18 protein-coding genes are annotated in these 16,924 nt (G+C 74.2%); 9 read left to right on the top strand and 9 right to left on the bottom strand.

Annotation, left to right across the window (positions count from 1 at the left end; genetic code table 11):
* Entirely contained in the window at nt 1-753 is a 753-nt protein-coding gene (locus GBN72_RS10270) for a hypothetical protein (protein ID WP_151771400.1), read from the top strand.
* 78 nt (nt 754-831) lie between these two features.
* Here GBN72_RS10270 and GBN72_RS10265 read toward each other — a convergent pair whose 3' ends face one another.
* Together GBN72_RS10265 and GBN72_RS10260 are read right to left on the bottom strand one after the other, a co-directional pair.
* Nucleotides 832-1,356 carry a hypothetical protein gene (locus GBN72_RS10265; RefSeq protein ID WP_151771399.1) on the bottom strand — a complete coding sequence of 175 codons (525 nt, stop codon included), beginning with the start codon at nt 1,354-1,356 and terminating at the stop codon, nt 832-834.
* Between the two features lie 43 nt (nt 1,357-1,399).
* Nucleotides 1,400-2,557, bottom strand: coding sequence for a magnesium and cobalt transport protein CorA (locus GBN72_RS10260; RefSeq protein ID WP_151771398.1), 1,158 nt, complete (start codon nt 2,555-2,557; stop codon nt 1,400-1,402).
* 550 nt (nt 2,558-3,107) lie between these two features.
* Between GBN72_RS10260 and GBN72_RS10255 the strand changes: the two genes are divergently transcribed.
* The 4 genes from GBN72_RS10255 (at nt 3,108) to GBN72_RS10240 (ending at nt 6,286) form a co-directional block, all read left to right on the top strand.
* Nucleotides 3,108-3,692 (top strand): suppressor of fused domain protein, encoded by a 585-nt coding sequence (locus tag GBN72_RS10255; RefSeq protein WP_151771397.1) that lies wholly within the window; start codon nt 3,108-3,110, stop codon nt 3,690-3,692.
* Nucleotides 3,693-3,903: 211 nt separating this feature from the next.
* Entirely contained in the window at nt 3,904-4,545 is a 642-nt protein-coding gene (locus GBN72_RS10250) for a DUF6758 family protein (RefSeq protein ID WP_151771396.1), read from the top strand.
* A 110-nt stretch (nt 4,546-4,655) separates the two neighbouring features.
* On the top strand, nt 4,656-5,549 hold the full coding sequence (locus tag GBN72_RS10245; RefSeq protein WP_151771395.1) for a PHP domain-containing protein: 894 nt from the start codon (nt 4,656-4,658) through the stop codon (nt 5,547-5,549).
* A 131-nt stretch (nt 5,550-5,680) separates the two neighbouring features.
* Entirely contained in the window at nt 5,681-6,286 is a 606-nt protein-coding gene (locus GBN72_RS10240) for a MarC family protein (protein WP_151771394.1), read from the top strand.
* Between the two features lie 87 nt (nt 6,287-6,373).
* Here the strand turns inward: GBN72_RS10240 and GBN72_RS10235 are convergent, their stop codons facing one another.
* Entirely contained in the window at nt 6,374-6,526 is a 153-nt protein-coding gene (locus GBN72_RS10235; RefSeq protein WP_151771393.1) for a DUF8834 family protein, read from the bottom strand.
* Between the two features lie 196 nt (nt 6,527-6,722).
* Here GBN72_RS10235 and GBN72_RS10230 point away from each other — a divergent pair, with 196 nt between their 5' ends.
* Complete coding sequence (locus tag GBN72_RS10230) at nt 6,723-7,628, top strand: NYN domain-containing protein (RefSeq protein ID WP_151771392.1); 906 nt, start codon at nt 6,723-6,725, stop codon at nt 7,626-7,628.
* Between the two features lie 97 nt (nt 7,629-7,725).
* Here the strand turns inward: GBN72_RS10230 and GBN72_RS10225 are convergent, their stop codons facing one another.
* Nucleotides 7,726-8,610, bottom strand: coding sequence for an alpha/beta fold hydrolase (locus GBN72_RS10225; RefSeq protein WP_151771391.1), 885 nt, complete (start codon nt 8,608-8,610; stop codon nt 7,726-7,728).
* 105 nt (nt 8,611-8,715) lie between these two features.
* Complete coding sequence (locus GBN72_RS10220; protein WP_246212403.1) at nt 8,716-10,743, bottom strand: DEAD/DEAH box helicase; 2,028 nt, start codon at nt 10,741-10,743, stop codon at nt 8,716-8,718.
* A 568-nt stretch (nt 10,744-11,311) separates the two neighbouring features.
* Between GBN72_RS10220 and GBN72_RS10215 the strand changes: the two genes are divergently transcribed.
* Nucleotides 11,312-12,064, top strand: coding sequence for a ferritin-like fold-containing protein (locus GBN72_RS10215; protein ID WP_151771390.1), 753 nt, complete (start codon nt 11,312-11,314; stop codon nt 12,062-12,064).
* A gap of 138 nt (nt 12,065-12,202) precedes the next feature.
* Here the strand turns inward: GBN72_RS10215 and GBN72_RS10210 are convergent, their stop codons facing one another.
* From GBN72_RS10210 to GBN72_RS10195, 4 genes are all read right to left on the bottom strand, one after another.
* Complete coding sequence (locus GBN72_RS10210; protein ID WP_151771389.1) at nt 12,203-12,463, bottom strand: hypothetical protein; 261 nt, start codon at nt 12,461-12,463, stop codon at nt 12,203-12,205.
* 140 nt (nt 12,464-12,603) lie between these two features.
* Complete coding sequence (locus tag GBN72_RS10205) at nt 12,604-12,831, bottom strand: DUF3107 domain-containing protein (protein WP_151771968.1); 228 nt, start codon at nt 12,829-12,831, stop codon at nt 12,604-12,606.
* Between the two features lie 90 nt (nt 12,832-12,921).
* The gene (locus GBN72_RS10200; protein ID WP_151771388.1) at nt 12,922-13,563 is read right to left on the bottom strand and encodes a TetR/AcrR family transcriptional regulator; all 642 of its coding nucleotides are present in this window, start codon (nt 13,561-13,563) and stop codon (nt 12,922-12,924) included.
* A gap of 270 nt (nt 13,564-13,833) precedes the next feature.
* The gene (locus tag GBN72_RS10195) at nt 13,834-14,064 is read right to left on the bottom strand and encodes a hypothetical protein (RefSeq protein ID WP_151771387.1); all 231 of its coding nucleotides are present in this window, start codon (nt 14,062-14,064) and stop codon (nt 13,834-13,836) included.
* A 263-nt stretch (nt 14,065-14,327) separates the two neighbouring features.
* On the opposite strand from GBN72_RS10195, the gene GBN72_RS10190 reads away from it, so the two are divergent.
* Together GBN72_RS10190 and GBN72_RS35160 are read left to right on the top strand one after the other, a co-directional pair.
* A complete protein-coding gene (locus GBN72_RS10190) occupies nt 14,328-15,371 on the top strand; it encodes an alpha/beta fold hydrolase (protein ID WP_151771386.1) in 1,044 nt (347 codons plus the stop codon).
* An 8-nt stretch (nt 15,372-15,379) separates the two neighbouring features.
* A complete protein-coding gene (locus tag GBN72_RS35160; RefSeq protein WP_246212402.1) occupies nt 15,380-16,786 on the top strand; it encodes a DUF3152 domain-containing protein in 1,407 nt (468 codons plus the stop codon).
* Nucleotides 16,787-16,924 lie beyond the last annotated feature (138 nt).

Raw genomic sequence — 16,924 nt, 5'->3', positions numbered from 1 at the left:
GTGACCCCGATTCCCCAGCGTCGTACCCGCATGTCCGCCCGGGTGGCGGCGGTGTGCGCCCTGGCCGTGGCGACCACGGGGCTCACCGGGTGCGGCTCGGACCCGGACGAGGGCACCAACGGGGTCGGGAAGCTGGAGCCGGCGCAGATCCGCGACCGGGCGACGAAGGCGGTCGGGTCGGCGGACTCGGTGCACCTGTCCGGCACGGTGATCACCAAGGACGGCGGCGTCGAGCTGGACATGCGGCTGTCCGACGGCGGAGGCCGGGGCGAGGTCACCTCCGGCGGCACCACCTTCGGGCTGCTGCGCGTGGGGGAGGACCTGTACCTCCAGGCCGGCGCCGACTTCTGGAACCAGGCGGCGGGCGGGGACGGCAAGGGGCTGGAGGGCACGACGGCGGAGAAGCTCGACGGCAAGTACGTGAAGGTTCCCGAGAAGGACCCCGCGTACCAGCGGTTCAGCGGCTTCACCGACATGGACTCCCTGCTGGACGGGCTGCTCGGCCTGGAGGGGAAGCCGGCGAAGGACGGCTACCACGAGGTGGGCGACGCCCGGACGATCCGGCTGATGTTCGACGAGGGAGCGGCGGGACGCCTCGACGTCTCCCTCAAGGGCACGCCGTTCCCGCTCCGCCTGGAGCGGCCCGCCGAGGGCGGCACCCTCCAGTTCGCCGACTGGAACAAGGGCCTCGATCTCAAGGAACCGCCCAAGGACGAGCAGGTCGACTACGGCCAGGACCTCCCCGAGACGTAAGGCCTCCCGCCCTCGCCGGCCGCCCGGAGGGGCCGGTCCGCCGCGGTCCGGTCCGTGGTCCGGTCCGCCGTGGTCCGGTCAGGTGCGGCGGCGGCGGAAGAGGAGGCGGGGCAGGGCTGCGGGGAGGGGTTCGCGGGTGGTGGCCGCGGTGGGCGGCGGAGCCGCGGCCAGGGCGCCGGAGGGCTGCGCGAGCGCGGGCCCCACCGGCTCGAGACGCAGGACCCGGCACTCCCGGGCCCACCTGGCCGGCATCGCCTCCGCGTCCACCGCGTTGAGCCGCTTGCCCTTGAGCTCCGCCACCGCCTCCTCCCACGCGGCCGAACCGGCGGCCGGTTCGGTGACCGCGGCGCGGCAGGCCACCAGCCGGCCGCCCTTGTCCTTGCTGCGCAGGGTCAGCACCGCGTGCCCCCCGTCGGCCAGCCCCGGCAGTGGCTGCTCACCGGGCCCGTCGCCGACCAGGCAGACCGCGCCGTCGTGCCAGACGTGCCACAGCGGCCGGTCCGGGCCGGGGACGTCGCCACCGTCCGCCCGCACCCACACCAGCGCGGACTTCTTCGCGGCCTCCTCGACGAGGGCACGGTCGAACAGCTCGGCAGTCGTCATGGCAGCAGCGTAGCGAGCCCCGCGCGGAGCGGACCGTGGCCGCTCAGAGCCAGCCGTTGCGCTTCAGGGTGCGGTGGATGCCCAGACAGATCACGACGGTGATGCCCATGACCATGGGGTAGCCGTACTTCCAGCCCAGCTCCGGCATGTGCTGGAAGTTCATCCCGTACACACCGCAGACCATGGTCGGCACGGCGATGATCGCCGCCCACGAGGTGATCTTGCGCATGTCCTCGTTCTGCGCGACCGACGCCTGCGCCAGGTTGGCCTGGAGGATCGAGTTGAGCAGCTCGTCGAAGCCGATCACCTGCTCCTGCACCCGGGCCACGTGGTCGGCGACGTCCCGGAAGTACTTCTGGATGTCCGGGTCGATCAGCCGCATCGGCCGCTCGCTGAGCAGCTGCATCGGCCGCAGCAGCGGGGCCACCGCCCGCTTGAACTCCAGCACCTCGCGCTTGAGCTGGTAGATCCGCCCCGCGTCCGTGCCCCGCGGCGCGCTGCCGCGGCGGCCGGGGGTGAACACCTCGGTCTCGACGTCGTCGATGTCGTCCTGCACCGCGTCCGCGACCGCGAGGTAGCCGTCCACGACGTGGTCGGCGATGGCGTGCAGCACCGCGGAGGGCCCCTTGGCCAGCAGTTCCGGGTCCTCCTCCAGCCGGCGCCGCAGGGCGCGCAGCGAGCCCTTGCCGCCGTGCCGGACGGTGATCAGGAAGTCCCGGCCGGTGAAGCACATGATCTCGCCGGTCTCGATGACCTCGCTGTCCGGGGTGAGCCGGTCGTGCTCGACGTAGTGGACCGTCTTGTAGACGGTGAAGAGGCTGTCGTCGTACCGCTCCAGCTTGGGCCGCTGGTGGGCCTGGACGGCGTCCTCCACGGCCAGCGGGTGCAGCCCGAACTCGGCGGCGATGCCCGCGAACTCGCCCTCGGTGGGCTCGTGCAGGCCGATCCAGACGAAGCCGCCGTCCCGCCGTGCCGCGCGCATCGCCTCCTGCGGGCCGAGCGCGCCGTCGGAGGGCACGCGGCGCCCGTCGCGGTACACCCCGCAGTCGACGACGGCGGACGGCGCGGGCGGGGCGGGAAGGACCGCGGGCTCGAGGTGGGCCAGGGCGGCCGCGCCGCGCCGGGACGGCCGGATGCGGACCGAGCGGGCGACGCGCTGGGAGGGACGGACCGCTGCGCGCAGGTCTCGGATCATCGACATGGCGGGGCTCCTTCGCTTTCGGGCAACGAAAGGCCGTGCCGCCGACGGCTGGAACCCCCCGGAACGAGGACGTGCGTGGCCATGTGCCCGGCACGTCCGCAAAGCGGGGAGCACCGCACCGTGTCGCGGCGGCGGAGCTTTCGCTGCTGATGCAGATCGAAGAGATCGACAGAGATCAGGCAGACGAAACGAAGTGCTCTTCCCCGGCGCGATGGGATGCGCCGCCGCTGCCGCGCCCGGAAGGGGAGCTGCGGGAGGGGTGGGAACGCCGGAGCCGCGTCAGCGGCCGGAAGAGCGGGTGGTACTGCACGGTCGACTTCGGTCCATCGCAGCCCCACCTCCTCCGGCCGGTCCCCCGTGAGGGACGATCCATTCCCCTGCGGGAGAGCGCGCGCGGCGGGCTCTCAGGGGGAGTATGACTGGCGTCGGGACTCGATCGCGACGCTTGGCGTGCTGTCCCGAACTGCGGCAAGACTATCAGCCGAGGTGACTGTCAAGGTGTCCGCTTGCCCACTCCTGGTGAGATCCAAACGAGTTCTATGCTCGCCGCATGGCTGATGTTCTTCCCCTGGTCGAGGCACGTCTGCGGACGGCGCTGGGCGAACCCGACGCCCGGGCCGCCGTCACCTTCCTCGGCACGGACCGCGTCGAGGTGCTCCGCTTCACCGAGGAGGACGTCGTCCGGTACGCCACCCTCGGCATGTCCGCGCACCCGATGAACGACCCCACGGCGATGGTCGCGGACCCGGTGAAGGGTCCGCGGGCGGAGCTGGTGCTCACCGTGCGGCGCGGGGTCGCGGACACCGCCAAGGTGCTCCGCCCGCTGGCCGTGCTCGCCGCGTCCCCCCAGGTGGAGGGGGTGGTGGTCGCTCCCGGCGGATCGCTGGACGTGGGGGAGCCGCTGTGGCCCGGCGCCCCCTTCACCTCCGTGCTGGTGGGTGAGCCGGGAGGGCTGGTGGAGGACCTGGAGCTGGACGAGCCGCTGGACCCGGTGCGGTTCCTGCCGCTGCTGCCGATGACGCCGAACGAGGCGGCCTGGAAGCGGGTGCACGGCGCGCAGGCGCTCCAGGAGCGGTGGCTGGCCCGCGGCACGGACCTGCGGGACCCGGTCCGCCGGCCGGTCGCCCTGGACTGAGGGACGGGGCCGGGCCACCCCGTCACGGAGTGACGGAAGTCACCTGCCCCGGGCGTCCCGCGGAGCGGTCCAACGGATCGGCGTACCGGCCCAGTTGGCCCGGCGGCCGCCGGACCGGCGGGACCGGCCCGCGGCGGCGCCACGCCGTCGCGCCCGCCGGACGGGTGATCGTCCTTGACGCGGCGCGGCCGGGGGAGGACCGTGGGACCTTATGAGGGGTGAACCCAGTTGCCCGAAGTGCGGTGGCCGGGTCAGGGCTCCCGGACTCTTCGCCGACGCGTGGCAGTGCGACGCGCACGGAGCGGTGCATCCCGTGCAGCCCGTGATCCCGCCCAGCGTCGAGGCCCTCGGTGTGGTGGTGCACCGCACCCGGGTCCCCGTCTGGATGCCGTGGCCGCTGCCGGTCGGCTGGCTCTTCACCGGCGTGGCCAGCGCGGGTGACGACCGCGGCGGAGGCCGGGCCTCGGCGGTCGCCTGTTCCGGCCCCGGGCCGCTGGGCGGCGTCGGTGAGCTGATCCTGATCGCCGAGGAACTCGGCGTGGGCCTTGGCGCCCGGTACGCGGGGATCGACGGGCCCGATCCCGGACCCCGCATCGACATCGGCAAGCCCGCCCAGGCCAAGGTGCACGCGGCCGGCCGTCCCACCCCGCTGTGGCTGGTCGACGGCGCTCCGGAGGACCGCGCGGTCTTCGCCGGCGAGGCACTCGGGATGTGGCTGTGGGCCGTCGTCTGGCCCGAGGAGTCCGGACTGGTGATGTACGACGAGATGATCCTCACCGACCTGCGGGAGGCGGGCGCGGAGATCGAACTGGTCCCGTGCGGCGCGCTCTCGCCGCGGTTGCTCGAACCCTGACGCCTGGGGCGGCTCCGTCCCACCGGCCGGACAGGTAAGCGTCGCCCACCTGGACGACCCCTTATCCTGGTGTGGCCCTGTCCGTGCAAGCCTCGTCCGCTGGAGCCGCCGTGCGTATCGACCTGCACTGCCACTCCACCGCGTCCGACGGCACCGACACCCCCGCCGGGCTGGTGCGCGCCGCGGGCGCCGCGGGCCTGGACGTCGTCGCGCTGACCGACCACGACACCACCCGCGGGCACGCCGAGGCGATCGCCGCCCTCCCCGAGGGGCTCACCCTGGTCACCGGGGCGGAGCTCTCCTGCCGCTGGAGCGAGCCCGGGGCGCGTCCCGGCGACGGGATCAGCATGCACATGCTGGCCTACCTCTTCGACCCCGAGGAGCCCGCGCTGCTCGCCGAGCGCGAGCTGGTCCGCGACGACCGGGTGCCGCGCGCCCGCGCCATGGTGGCGAGGCTGCGCGAGGCGGGCGTGGACGTCACCTGGGAGCAGGTCGCCCGGATCGCCGGGGACGGCTCCGTGGGGCGTCCGCACGTCGCCACGGCCCTGGTCGAACTCGGCGTCGTCGCCACCGTGGACGAGGCATTCACCCAGCACTGGCTGGCCGACCGGGGCCGCGCCTGGGTGCCCAAGCACGAGACGGACCCCTTCGAGGCGATCCGGCTGGTCAAGGCGGCCGGCGGGGTCACCGTGTTCGCCCACCCCGGTGCCGTCAAGCGCGGCCGCACCGTGCCGGAGTCCGCGATCGCCGCGATGGCCGAGGCCGGCCTGGACGGCATCGAGGTCGACCACATGGACCACGACCCGGCCACCCGGGCCCGGCTGCGCGGCCTCGCCGCCGAACTGGGCCTGCTGGTCACCGGTTCGTCCGACTACCACGGCACCCGCAAGACCTGCGTCCTCGGCGAGAACGTCACCGACCCCGAGGTCTACGGCGAGATCGTCCGCCGCGCCTGGGGCGCGTTCCCCGTGCCCGGCGCCGGGGGAACCTCCGCGGTGGCCTGACCCGGCAAGGACCCCGTCCGCCCGCCGCGTCCGGCGCCCCTCCCCCCCACGTCCCGCGCCGCACCGCGCCGTGTCCTGCCCGGACCCGGTGCGGACGGCGGCGTTCCGCACCACCCGCAAGGCCTATCACCGTGTTCGACATCGCCGTTTTCGGTTCGCTCTTCCTCACCCTCTTCGTGATCATGGATCCCCCCGGGGTCACCCCGATCTTCCTCGGCCTGACCGCCGGCCGGCCCGCCGCCGTGCAGAAGCGCATGGCGCTGCAGGCGGTGCTGGTGGCCGGCGGCGTGATCGCCCTCTTCGGCCTGCTGGGCCAGCGCATCCTCGACTACCTGCACATCTCCGTGCCCGCCCTGATGATCGCCGGCGGGGTGCTGCTCCTGCTGGTCGCGCTGGACCTGCTCACCGGCAAGACGGACGAGCCCCAGCAGACCAAGGACGTCAACGTGGCGCTGGTCCCGCTGGGCATGCCGCTGCTGGCCGGTCCCGGCGCCATCGTCTCGGTGATCCTCGCCGTGGAGAAGGCCGGGGACGTGGGCTCCCAGGTCGCCGTGTGGATGGCGATCCTCGCCATCCACGTCGTGATCTGGCTGATCATGCGGAACTCGCTGCTGGTGATCCGGGTGATCAAGGAGGGCGGCGTGGTCCTGGTGACCCGGCTGGCGGGCATGCTGCTCGCCGCGATCGCCGTCCAGCAGATCATCAACGGGGTGACCCAGGTGGTCCAGGGCGTCTGACCGCTCCGCGCGCCCCGGACGGCACTGCGGCCCGGTGGGGAGCCTCCTCCTGGAGGCTGCCCGCCGGGCCGCGGTGTTCGGTGACTGTTACGAGGCCGGAGTGTCGGCCGGGCGGATCCAGAGGCGCTGGCCGATCTCGGCGGCCTGCTGCACGATCCCGTTGACGGAGGCGGCGTCCACGACGGTGCTGTCGACCGGCAGGCCGCTGGCGTCGTCGAGACGCAGAATCTCGAAGCGCATGCTTCTCCCTTCCCACGTCGGTATGTACCGGGTACAACACCCGAACCGGGCGGGAAGATTCCCTAGCCAAGCAAAATTTTCGGCCGCCTAAGTATCCGCTCATGCCCGCCTGCCCGAGGCGCATGTGCGGACGCGGTATGAACTGGGTGAGACCGGTTGTCTGCGTTCCGTGACCGCCGGGACAATGGGCACCGGTATGAATGACGACCTCGCGGCGCTGACCGCAAGCATCGAGAGCACCAACGGGTTGCTCCAGCGCGTTCTCGCCGCGGTGGCGAAGGCGCAGACCGCTCCACAGTCCACCCATGCGCTCTTCGTCGACGCCGGGTACCTCTACGCGGCCGCCGGGCGGCTGGTGGTGGGCACCGAGGACCGCCGCGCCTTCGAGCTGGACACCGAGGGAGTGATCGCCGCGCTCATCGACCGGGCCGCGGCGCTCTTCCAGGACAGCCGGCTGCTGCGGGTGTACTGGTACGACGGGGCCCGCCGCCGCATCCACACGGCCGAGCAGCAGGCCATCGCGGAGCTGCCCGACGTGAAGGTCCGCCTCGGCAACCTCAACGCCAACAACCAGCAGAAGGGCGTCGACGGGCTGATCCGCTCCGACCTCGAGGCCCTGGCCCGCAACCGGGCCATCACCGACGCGGCGCTGCTCGGCGGGGACGAGGACCTGGTCCCGGCCGTGGAGGCGGCGCAGGAGTACGGCGCCCGCGTCCACCTCTGGGGCATCGAGGCACCGGACGGCCGCAACCAGGCCGAGCCGCTGCTCTGGGAGGTCGACAGCCAGCGCACCCTGGACCTGCCCTTCCTCAAGCCCTACGTCTCCCGCCGGGCCACCGCCGCCTTCGAGGCGGCCGCGGCCCGCCCCACCTGGGAGGAGGTCCGCTTCGTCGGCGCGCAGATCGCCGCGCGGTGGCTTGCCGAGCGCGGCCCGGAGCCGATGGAGGCGCTGCTCGCCGGGCAGCCGTACCTGCCCGGCTCCGACGACCAGGATCTGCTGGTCCAGGCCGAAGGGCTGCTCGGTTACTCCCTGCGCGGCCAGTCCGACCTGCGCAGGGCGCTCCGGGACGGCTTCTGGGAGCGGCTGCGCACGCTGGAGTGAGCCACCACCCCCTGGGGAGCCGGGGAGCCGGGGAGCCGGGGTGTCGAGGGCCGGGGGTGTCGAGGGCCGGGGAGCCGGGGCCGGGGGCCGGTGGGCGTCAGCCCTGGCGCCCGACGCCGTCCCAGAAGCCGGCGAGGGCTTCGGCGGTCGCGGCGGGGCGGTCGACGGCGGGGGAGTGGTCCGCGCCGTCGATCACCGTGCGCAGGGCGCCGAGGCGGACGGCCATCTCGTCGAAGAGCTCCACGGGCCAGACGTCGTCGTGGGAGCCGGACAGGACGTGGTACGGCAGGTCCACGGCGGCCAGCTCGTCGACCCGGTCCGGTTCCGCGCAGAGCTGGCGGCCGGTGGCGATCAGCTGGGCCGGCCGGGTGCGCAGCCAGCGTTCGCGCAGCGGGCGGGTGTCGGGCTGCTCGGCCAGCTCCTCGGGGGCTGCGGTGGCCTCCATTGCCTGCATCACCGCCCACACCCGGTCCATCGACATGGTGCCGAGCGCCTCGCGGAGCATGGTCACGCGTTCCCGCTGGGAGTCGGAGATCCGGGCCGGGCCGGAGGACATCAGCGTCAGGCTGAGGAACGGGGCGGCGTCCCGCAGCACGGCGGCGCGGGAGATCTGCCCGCCGAGGGAGTGGCCGAGCAGATGGATGCGCGTCCCCTCGGCCTCGGCCAGGACATGTGCCAGGGCGAGCAGGTCCTGCGCCAACTCGTCCTGCGCGTAGGCGGATTCGTCGCGCTCCGGGCCGTCGGACTCGTACTGGCCACGCCCGTCCACGGCCACCGTGCGGTAGCCGCGCGCCGCGAGCGGGGTGTGCAGGGTGATGAAGTCCTCCTTGCTGCCGGTGTATCCGGGCAGCAGCAAGGCGGTGCCCCGGTGCGGGACGCCCGACGCGGCGGGCATCTCCATGGCGGCGAACGCGCCGCGTTCGGTGGTGAGTTGGTGCACCCGCGCACCGGGCGGGGGAGTGAAGGTGTCGGGCCTGCTCATGGCGGTCAGCGTACCCAGCGCGGCGGCGGACGCCGACGGCCCGGCTCCCCTCGGGGAACCGGGCCGTCGTATGTGGCCGTCCGGGCCGCCGGACGTGGCCGACCGTCAGCTCTCGGCCGGCTGGGCGGCCTTCCGGGTGCGGCGGCGAGGCGTGCTCTCCGCCTCCTCGCCCGCCTGGGCGGGGATCTCGGGGGCCTGTGCGGCCGGCTGCGCCGCCTTGCGCGTCCGGCGGCGCGGGGCCTTGGCCTCGCCCTCGGCCGCGGCGACGCCCTCCACCGAGGCGGTCGCCTCGACGGGAGCGGCGGTCTTGCGGGTGCGGCGGCGCGGGGCCTTGGCCTCGGTGGCGTCCGCGGTGGCCTCGACCGTGTCCGCGACGGCTTCCGCGGGAGCCGCGGCGGCCTTGCGGGTGCGGCGCTTCGGGGCTGCCTCGGTGGCTTCGACCGTGTCGGCGACGGCCTCGGCGGCTTCCACCGGCGCTGCGGCGGTCTTGCGGGTACGGCGACGCGGGGCCTTGCCCTCGGTGGCGTCCGCGGCGACCGCCGGGGCCTCCACGGGGCTCACCGGCGCGGCCTCGACCGGCGCGGCCTCGACCGGCGCGGCCTCGACCGGCGCGGTCTGCACCGCGACGGTGTCGGCGCCGGCGCCCGCACGGGTCCGGCGGCGACGGCGCGGCGCGGCGGCGGTGCCCTCGGCCGTCTCGACGGCGGCCTCGGCGGCCGGAACCGCGGCGGGAGCCTCGGTGGTGGCGGCAGCGGTGGCGGCGGTGCTCACCGGCGCCCCGTTGCGGGTCCGGCGGCGGCGACGCGGTGTGCGCGGAGCGCGCTCGCCCTCGGCGGCCTCGGCGGATCCGGTGCCCTCGGCGGCGTCCCGCGAGGGACGCTCGTCACGCCCGCCGCGACCACGGCCGCCCCGGCCGCGCTCACGGTCGTTGCGGCGTCCGCCCGGCTCGCCCAGGTCCTCGATCTCCTCGGCGCCCAGCCCCGCACGCGTGCGCTCGGAGCGCGGCAGTATGCCCTTGGTGCCCTCGGGGATGGAGAGGTCGGAGAAGAGGTGCGGCGACGTCGAGTACGTCTCGACCGGGTCGTTGAAGTCCAGCCCCAGCGCCTTGTTGATGAGCTGCCAGCGCGGGATGTCGTCCCAGTCGACGAACGTGACGGCCGTGCCCTTCGCCCCGGCGCGGCCGGTGCGGCCGACGCGGTGCAGGAAGGTCTTCTCGTCCTCGGGGGACTGGTAGTTGATGACGTGCGTGACGCCCTCGACGTCGATGCCTCGGGCGGCGACGTCGGTGCAGACCAGCACGTCGACCTTGCCGTTGCGGAAGGCGCGCAGCGCCTGCTCGCGGGCACCCTGCCCCAGGTCGCCGTGGACCGCGCCGGAGGCGAACCCGCGGCGCTGGAGCTGGTCGGCGATGTCGGCGGCGGTGCGCTTGGTGCGGCAGAAGATCATCGCCAGCCCGCGGCCGTCGGCCTGCAGGATGCGGGCGACCATCTCCGGCTTGTCCATGGAGTGCGCGCGGTAGACGAGCTGCTTGATGTTCGCGACCGTCTTGCCCTCGTCGTCCGGCGCGGTGGCGCGGATGTGCGTGGGCTGCGACATGTAGCGGCGGGCCAGGCCGATGACCGCGCCCGGCATGGTCGCCGAGAACAGCATCGTCTGGCGCTTGGCCGGAAGCATGTTGATGATCTTCTCGACGTCCGGCAGGAAGCCGAGGTCGAGCATCTCGTCGGCCTCGTCGAGGACCAGGCTGCGGACGTGCTTGAGGTCCAGCTTCTTCTGGCCGGCCAGGTCCAGGAGACGGCCCGGGGTGCCGACGACCACGTCGACGCCCTTCTTCAGCGCCTCGACCTGGGGCTCGTAGGCGCGGCCGCCGTAGATCGCGAGGACCCGGACGTTGCGGACCTTGCCGGCGGTCTGCAGGTCGTTGGTGACCTGGGTGCACAGCTCACGGGTGGGGACGACCACCAGCGCCTGCGGCGCCTCGGTCAGGTCCTCCGGCTTCGCCCGCCCGGCCTCGACGTCGGCGGGGACGGTGACGCGCTCCAGGAGCGGCAGGCCGAAACCGAGCGTCTTGCCCGTGCCGGTCTTCGCCTGGCCGATGACGTCCGAGCCCGAGAGGGCCACCGGGAGCGTCATCTCCTGGATGGGGAAGGGATTGACGATGCCGACCGCCTCGAGGGCTTCGGCCGTCTCAGGGAGAATTCCGAGATCGCGGAACGTGGTAGTCAGGGTGCTGCCTCTTCTGTGTGCGCGGCGCGAGGCGAGCGCGGGGGTCCACCGTGGCGGGCACGGTCGTACCGAACCGGAAGGACGTCGTCGGCCCTGCTCGGGAGACGGGCCCGTGGCACGGGACCACGCCGACGCTCCAGCACTCGTACCGCTGAGGGTCCCTCCGTGGCCGCACGCATGGGGGCTGCGGGCGAGGAGGGCTGTCGGGTCGGAGCCGATCGGGCCACCGACCGGGCATCCTCATTCGTGCGGCCCGTCGGATACGTGGCGGGCGCATTACCACCATACCCCGGAATCGCGCACATGGGACGGTCGGTACGGCGACGTAGTGCTCCTCACATCGCGCCGTCGCCGCCACCACCCCGCCGCCGCCCCGCCCCCGCGCGCCCCCCGCTCCCGCCGTGCGCCGGGGCGGGACGGGCGCGGGCGGGCGGTGACGGCGAGCGGAACGGCCGGGCGGACTATCGTTCGTTTCATGACGACGCCTGACAACGCCACCGGCCAGACCGACGCCGCTCCGGACGCCGTGACCGACAAGGTCGCCGCGCAGACCTGGGAGCAGGCCTCCGCAGACCCGCAGTACCGCGCCGCCGTCGTGGACCTGCTGGGAGCGCTCGCGTACGGCGAGCTGTCGGCGTTCGAGCGGCTCGCCGAGGACGCCAAGCTGGCGCCGAGCCTCGCCGACAAGGGCGAGCTGGCCAAGATGGCCGCCGCCGAGTTCGGCCACTTCGACCGGCTGCGGGCCCGGCTGGCGGAGATCGACACCGACCCGGAGGAGGCCATGGCGCCCTTCGTCGCGGCGCTGGACGGCTTCCACCGGCAGACGGCCCCGTCGGACTGGCTGGAGGGCCTGGTCAAGGCCTACGTCGGCGACTCGATCGCGGCGGACTTCTACCGCGAGGTGGCGGTGCGGCTCGACTCCGACACCCGGGAGCTGGTGCTGGCGGTGCTCGACGACCTCGGGCACGCCGAGTTCGCGGTGGAGAAGGTGCGGGCCGCCATCGAGGCGGAGCCGCGGGTCGGCGGTCGGCTGGCGCTGTGGGCGCGACGGCTGATGGGCGAGGCGCTGTCGCAGTCGCAGCGCGTGGTGGCGGAGCGGGACGCGCTCTCCACCATGCTGGTGGGCGGCGTGGCGGACGGCTTCGACCTCGCGGAGGTGGGCCGGATGTTCTCCCGCATCACGGAGGCCCACACCAAGCGGATGGCCGCGCTCGGTCTGGCGGCCTGAGCCGCGGGCACACCGCCCGGGGTTCAGGCCGCGGGCACACCGCCGGGGCGGCGGAACCGGGACCGCCCCGGGGTGGACGCGGCACACCGTCCGGGGTGGACCGCGGCGTCCGGCGGAGGCGCGGGCGGACCGCGGCGTCTAGGGGAGGCGCCGACGGCGCTCCGGCCGCAGCAGCAGCGAGAGCGACGCCGCGGAGAGCGCCGCGGCGCCCAGCAGGAGCGGCGCGGGCTGGGCGGGCGCCAGGGCGCCGTGGGTGACCAGGGTGCCCAGCAGGGCGCCGGCGGCGCCGGTGGCCAGCACCGTCCCCGCCCGCGGCAGCCGGTGCGGCAGCCGGTGGACGGCCGCGTAGGCGAGCAGCAGCCCGAGGAGCACCGAGGCCGGCGCCGCGAGGAAGAACATGGCGTGGTCCCTTCACCTGAGGCGTGCTGAAAGGTCCCGGTGTGCCTACCCGCCGGCGCTGCCGCGCACACGCGAAGGGGCCGGACGGCTCAACAGCCGTCCGGCCCCTCACTGCCTGTCGCGTGGTGCGCGACGCCCCACTACAGCGCGCCGAAGCCCACCTTGCGCGGAGCGGGCTCGCCCAGCTCGACATAGGCGAGACGCTCCGCCGGGACCAGGACCTTGCGGCCGTGCTCGTCCACCAGGGTCAGCAGCGCCGCCTTGCCGGCGAGCGCCTCGGCGACGAGCCGCTCGACCTCCTCGGCGCTCTGACCGCTCTGCAGAACGATCTCGCGGGGCGCGTGCTGCACGCCGATCTTGACCTCCACGGCCATGTCCCTCCGACGGTCAGTGGTGCGCGGACATCATGGTTCCCTGTCCGCGCCGTACCCGGCACACATTAGTCCAGGCGGGGCCCGTCAGGCTGTCTCACTGCCGTGCAGGGGGAACCCGGCGATGCCGCGCCAGGCCAGCGAGGCCAGCAGCTGCACCGCCTTGTCGCGCGGCACGCTGCGGTCGCTGTGCAGCCAGGCCCGCGCCACGACCTGGGCGAGGCCGCCCAGACCCGACGCGAGCAGCATCGACTCCTCGCGGGAGAGCCCGGTGTCCTCCGCGATCACGTCGCAGATCGCCTCGGCGCACTCGTTGGTGACCTTGTCCACCCGCTCGCGGACCGCGGGCTCGTTGGTCAGGTCCGACTCGAAGACCAGGCGGAAGGCGCCCCCGTCGTCCTCGACGTACGCGAAGTAGGCGTCCATGGTGGCGCGGACGCGCTGCTTGTTGTCGCTGGTGGAGGCGAGTGCCGCCCGGACGGACTGGATCAGCGCCGCGCAGTGCTGGTCCAGCAGGGCCAGGTAGAGCTCGAGCTTCCCGGGGAAGTGCTGGTAGAGCACCGGCTTGCTGACGCCCGCCCGCTCGGCGATGTCGTCCATGGCGGCGGAGTGGTACCCCTGGGCGACGAAGACCTCCTGCGCGGCGCCCAGAAGCTGGTTCCGCCGGGCACGGCGCGGAAGCCGGGTGCCGCGCGGGCGTGCCGCCTCTGTCTGCTCGATGGCTGTCACGCCGCCTCCCATGATCGTCCTTGCGCGGTGTGCGCCGCAGCACCATCGTACTTTTCGGTAACCGTGCTGCGAGTCCTGCGACCGGAGAATTTCACCGGGTGGACAGGGGGCCGCGCGACGGGAGCGCCGGGTGTGCCCCGGCCGGACCCCCGACGGACGCCTTACGGACCCCCGACGGACCCCCGACGGACGCCTGACGGATGCCTGGCGGACCTCCGAGGGACGCCTGACGGGCGATGCCGAGGGCCATCCGGCCGGCGCCGGCCGAGGTCACCGGTAGTCGTCCTCGTCGAGTTCCACCACCCTCGCCTGCTCGGCGAGGTCGCCCTCGCTGGCGCGGTCGCCCGCGTCGCCCCGGACCGGGTCGTCCTTGCCGGGGCGGACGTCCGCCTGCTGCTCGGCGGCGTCGTGCTCGGGCGCCTCGACGTCGATCTCCGGGACGGCTTCCTCCTGCTCCTGCCGATCGGTGAAGGTCTCCGGGTCGGTCGGGTCGACGGGCATGGTGGGGCTCCCTTCGGTGGGTCTTTCCGTTCGGCTCCCCCGGTGCGGCGGGCCGCTGCGGGGGCGGGGTGCCCTGTGCAGTCGAGCCTAGGAGACACCCGGCGGCGGCGCGATGCCTCCGTGTGCGGATGTGTGCCCTGGGGCGCCCGCGTCACACCGGCCCGCCGGTGCTCGCCGGCCCCCCGGTCGGCTGTGACGGCTTGCACACCCGCGGCCGCCGCCGGAGAACCTGGCGGGGCGTGATCGTCTCGTAACATTGACGCATGTCTTCGACCGATCTCCCGCCCGTTCCGCCCGCCGGCGACGCGCTGCCCCGGGTGGCGCCGGTGCGCGTCGACGGTGAGCGGGTCCGGTCGGCCGCGCTGGGCGGCGTGACCCTGTCGGTCCGCTCACGCCCCGCCGGCAAGGGCGTCGAGCCGGCGCTGTTCCTGCACGGGCTGGGCGGTTCCTCGCAGAACTGGTCGGCGCTGATGCCGCTGCTGGACGACCTGCTGGACTGCGAGGCGGTGGACCTGCCGGGCTTCGGCGACTCCCCGCCGCCGGACGACGGCGACTACTCGATCACCGGCCACACCCGTGCGGTCGTCCGCTACCTGGAGACGTCCGGACGCGGTCCGGTCCACCTCTTCGGCAACTCGATGGGCGGCGCCGTCGCCACCAAGGTCGCGGCGCTCCGCCCCGGCCTGGTGCGCTCGCTCACCCTGGTCTCGCCCGCCCTGCCGGAGCTGCGGGTGCAGCGCGGCGCGGTGCCGACCGGGCTGCTCGCGGTGCCCGGTGTGGCGCTGCTGTTCACCCGGCTGACCCGTGAGTGGACCCCCGAACAGCGGGTTCGCGGTGTGCTGGGGCTCACCTACGGGGACCCTGGCAGGGTGACCGAGGAAGGACTGGCCGCCGCGGTGGCGGAGATGGAACGGCGTCAGCGGCTCCCCTACTTCTGGGACGCGATGGCCCGTTCGGCCCGTGGCATCGTCGACGCGTACACCCTGGCGGGGCGGCACCGGCTCTGGCGACACGCCGAACGGGTCACGGCGCCCACCCTGCTGGTCTACGGCGGCCGTGACCGGCTGGTCTCCTTCCGGATGGCCCGCCGGGCGGCCCGCGCCTTCCGCGATTCCCGGCTGCTCGCCCTGCCGGAAGCCGGACATGTGGCCATGATGGAGTGTCCGGACACGGTCGCCCGGGCCTTCCGCGAGTTCCTGAGGGACACCGCGCCCGCCGAAACCGCCCCACCGGCGGGCGGGAGCACGCGGGAGCGCCGCCCGGGGGACGCCGACGATGTCCTGGCCGCGACGGAAACCGAAAGCTGAGGGAGCGCGTGGGACGGCACAGTCGCCGGGGGCCGGCCAGGCCCGCAGATGCCGCACCCGGTTCGTCGGAGGCGGCAGCCGCCGCCCGCGACCGCCGGGACGCAGGGCCCGCGCGCCCTGCTGAGGGCGGGGGAGCCCTCGACCCCGACGACGCCTGGAGTCCCTGGGAGCCGTCCCAGGGCCCGGCGGAGTGGACCGGCGTCGCGCACGGACGGGGCGGCGCGTCCTCCCCGGTGCGCGGCGGCCACCCCCAGCACCCCGAGGGCCACGGGCCGTCCCCGCGGCACGGGGGACCCCAGGCCCCGGACCACCACCGGGGCGGCTGGGACGACTGGGCCGGGCAGCCCCGTGACCTGGTGGGGCGGGCCGAGGGCGCGGCCTCGCTGGAGCAGCGGGCGCCCTACTACGACACGCTGGACGACCGCGGCCGGTACCGGCCTGCCGCCGGGCCCGGCGGCAGGCCGGCCGGACCGGGTGGCGGCGGGCCCGGCCTGCCCGAGGACCCCTCCCTCCCCGTGGGCACCGACGACGAGGAGGCGCCCGGTCCGGCCGCGGCGCCGCGGGAGCCGTACGCCCGGCGCCGGCAGGTCGGTCCGCGGCGCGGGGTGAAGGGCCGCCTGTTCACCGGCGCGCTCGCCGTCGCGCTGCTGGTGATGCTGGGCGTGACGGTCACCGAGCAGGTCGCCGCCGACCGGTCCGGCTCGGTGAGCGGCGCGCACGCCGCCGGTGCGCCGGGCGGGGTCGGCGGCGAACCGCTGGACGCGGCCGAACCCTCGCCGCTGCCTCCGGCCTGGAACCTCGACGGCCTCACCTACGAGCAGCGGATGGGGCTCGTCTACGACCTCGGCGCCGAGCTCGAGGGTCCGGGATCGTTCACCTCGGTGCCGGGGACCGACGAACCGCCGCGCGAGGGGCAGGAGTTCCGCTACCGCGTCGACGTCGAGGACGACCTCGGCCTGGACGGCGAGCTGTTCGCCGAGGCCGTGCACAAGACGCTGAACGACGAGCGGAGCTGGGCGCACGACGGGCTGTCCTTCAAGCGGGTCCCCAAGGGCGACTCCGAGGGCGCGGACTTCGTGATCACCCTGGCCAGCCCGGGCACCACGGCCGAGTGGTGCGCCAAGTCGGGCCTGGACACCACGATCGACAACGTCTCCTGCGACTCCGCGTCGACCTCCCGCGTGATGATCAACGCCTACCGCTGGGCGCAGGGGTCGCAGACGTACGGCGACCGGGAGATCCACGCCTACCGGCAGATGCTCATCAACCACGAGGTCGGCCACCGTCTGGGCTACGGGCATGTGGAGTGCTCCAAGGACGGCGGACTCGCGCCGGTCATGCAGCAGCAGACCAAGTTCCTGGACCACGACGGGATCCACTGCAGGCCGAACGCCTGGGCCTACCCGAACGGCTGACACGCACCCGGCGCGCGATCGGCCTGTCGCTGTGCGCTACAAAACGCCCCGTGAGCGGGAAGGTTACGGGCGTTCACCCCTTCCGGTGGCGCGACGGACAACCGTCCGTCGCGCCACCGGCATATCCGCATACGTTCG

The organism is Streptomyces abyssomicinicus, assembly GCF_008974245.1.
Classification (GTDB): domain Bacteria; phylum Actinomycetota; class Actinomycetes; order Streptomycetales; family Streptomycetaceae; genus Streptomyces; species Streptomyces abyssomicinicus.
The sequence above is the reverse complement of the archived record's forward strand: the minus strand, read 5'-3'. Positions and strand labels throughout refer to the sequence as shown.

Excerpts from the sequence above, each read along its gene's own strand:
- GBN72_RS10265 (WP_151771399.1), bottom strand. The coding sequence starts at position 1,356 with ATGACGACTGCCGAGCTGTTCGACCGTGCCCTCGTCGAGGAGGCCGCG.
- GBN72_RS10260 (WP_151771398.1), bottom strand. The coding sequence starts at position 2,557 with ATGTCGATGATCCGAGACCTGCGCGCAGCGGTCCGTCCCTCCCAGCGC.
- GBN72_RS10255 (WP_151771397.1), top strand. The coding sequence starts at position 3,108 with ATGGCTGATGTTCTTCCCCTGGTCGAGGCACGTCTGCGGACGGCGCTG.
- GBN72_RS10250 (WP_151771396.1), top strand. The coding sequence starts at position 3,904 with ATGAGGGGTGAACCCAGTTGCCCGAAGTGCGGTGGCCGGGTCAGGGCT.
- GBN72_RS10235 (WP_151771393.1), bottom strand. The coding sequence starts at position 6,526 with ATGCGCTTCGAGATTCTGCGTCTCGACGACGCCAGCGGCCTGCCGGTC.
- GBN72_RS10230 (WP_151771392.1), top strand. The coding sequence starts at position 6,723 with ATGAATGACGACCTCGCGGCGCTGACCGCAAGCATCGAGAGCACCAAC.
- GBN72_RS10225 (WP_151771391.1), bottom strand. The coding sequence starts at position 8,610 with ATGAGCAGGCCCGACACCTTCACTCCCCCGCCCGGTGCGCGGGTGCAC.
- GBN72_RS10220 (WP_246212403.1), bottom strand. The coding sequence starts at position 10,743 with ATGACGCTCCCGGTGGCCCTCTCGGGCTCGGACGTCATCGGCCAGGCG.
- GBN72_RS10215 (WP_151771390.1), top strand. The coding sequence starts at position 11,312 with ATGACGACGCCTGACAACGCCACCGGCCAGACCGACGCCGCTCCGGAC.
- GBN72_RS10210 (WP_151771389.1), bottom strand. The coding sequence starts at position 12,463 with ATGTTCTTCCTCGCGGCGCCGGCCTCGGTGCTCCTCGGGCTGCTGCTC.
- GBN72_RS10195 (WP_151771387.1), bottom strand. The coding sequence starts at position 14,064 with ATGCCCGTCGACCCGACCGACCCGGAGACCTTCACCGATCGGCAGGAG.
- GBN72_RS10190 (WP_151771386.1), top strand. The coding sequence starts at position 14,328 with ATGTCTTCGACCGATCTCCCGCCCGTTCCGCCCGCCGGCGACGCGCTG.